Source organism: Enterobacter cloacae complex sp. IR5441, from assembly GCF_049238215.1.
Lineage (GTDB): Bacteria > Pseudomonadota > Gammaproteobacteria > Enterobacterales > Enterobacteriaceae > Enterobacter > Enterobacter hormaechei_C.
On record NZ_JBMKIA010000100.1, the window covers coordinates 1 to 1513 of the forward strand.

A 1513-nucleotide genomic window follows, 5' to 3' on the forward strand; every position below is an offset into this window, starting at 1 on the left:
TATGTCTAGCCAATGTTGAAATGTCGTGCTGAAAACAAAGCTGACCTGACGTCAGTGGAGAGTCTGGACAATGCCTTTTTAAGGTTGAGTCAGGCTTTGGAGGAAGAACGTGGTTGCCAGGTTTTCTCGGCTATCATCAGTTTACGTACGGTCTCTTTTGAAATCCGGACACCGTATTCTGTGGTCAGAATTCGCCAGATGGCTGACGGATTCATACCCCGGCCGCGTGAGCGAATAAGCTGCAGTGCCTGATCTCTGATGGTGGTGTTTAACTGATGATTGCCGGGCTTTCCACGGCGCCGGCTGACCAGACCGGCTGGCCCCAGCTCGCGATAGCGCTTAATCAGGCGGGAGCACTGACGACGGGTGAGCTCCATGGACTCTGCCACTTCTGCCAGCGTGATTTCCCGCGCCATATAGGCTTCAATCAAATCCAGGCGTAGCGCTTCGTGAAGTGTCAGGAGCACTGGTTTGTTGTCGTCCATTTTTCTCTCATCTGTCGGCCATATCAGATCCACAGGTGAGGGAAGGGCTCATCGCTTCAGGCTGGGGATAAAATCCTGCGGACTGGCCAGCACCGGGTTGATCGCCCTGAGCTCTTCCAGTGCACGCTCCTGAGCGCGCCTGCGGGGCATTTTTGTACTGCGCATTCGCTTTCCTTCAGCCTCCAGCTCGTCCTGTTTCTGCTGTGCCAGCCTCAGAACGGCACCCAGTCGTTTGTTATCAACAACCGCCCCCTGATCAACGCAGGTCAGTTTATCGAAAATCTTATAACCCAGTGGCCGGTGCTGATGCCGGAAAGTAATGCTTCCGTCAGGGTAATCATAAACGGTAATTTTTTCACCTGCCATGCGCGTATTTTGTTCGGTGGGTTCAATGATATACATGACTTTATCATACTGAAAAGTCAGTGCTTTCGATAAGGTCCGTAGCTCCTGCCAGGCGAAGATATCATTCAGCTCCAGTGGACTCTGTGTGACCGCACGGTGCAGATCTTTAGGGTATTTTGCCGGCCGGGAGAAACGACGGTTAAAATCAGACATGAAATGTTCAATCCACTGATTGGCTTCAGCAACCGAGCTGATGTTCTGCAGGCGCATCTCTTTAATCAGTCGATCCTGGAGCGTTTTATTTACCCGTTCCACGCGACCTTTTGCCTGGCTGCTGTTGGCACAAATCAATTCGATCGCCAGTTCCCGGAGAGCCCGTCCGAACTGGGTTGTGCCGGTACGTCGGCTCTCGGGTCCGCTGACCCTGAACACCGCATGCTTGTCGCTGTAAAATGCGACAGGTTTACCATGTTTATCAATGTATTGCCGGGTAGCCATCATGTAGTCAAACGCGTTTTCTGAATCACAGAATCGCAGGTGCATCAGGCGACCTGTGGCGTCATCCATGAAGACCAGAAGACAGCATTTTGGGGCTCTTCCTTCGAACCAGTCATGGTGAGAGCCATCGATCTGAACCAGTTCGCCGAAACAGTCGCGACGATAGCGCGGCTGGTAAACCCGGG

The 1513-nt window shown here is 52.7% G+C and carries 2 protein-coding genes; both read right to left on the reverse strand.

Going from position 1 to position 1513, the window contains the following annotated elements; genetic code table 11:
- Positions 1-89: 89 nt before the first annotated feature.
- Positions 90-485, reverse strand: a complete 396-nt coding sequence (locus ACOTX5_RS26475; RefSeq protein WP_004143398.1) for a helix-turn-helix domain-containing protein — start codon at positions 483-485, stop codon at positions 90-92.
- 48 nt (positions 486-533) lie between these two features.
- Positions 534-1513 (reverse strand): ISNCY family transposase (locus tag ACOTX5_RS26480; protein ID WP_421632518.1); only part of this gene is annotated, 980 nt, incomplete at its 5' end.

Coding starts and splice junctions, on each gene's coding strand:
- ACOTX5_RS26475 (WP_004143398.1), bottom strand. CDS start 485: ATGGACGACAACAAACCAGTGCTCCTGACACTTCACGAAGCGCTACGC.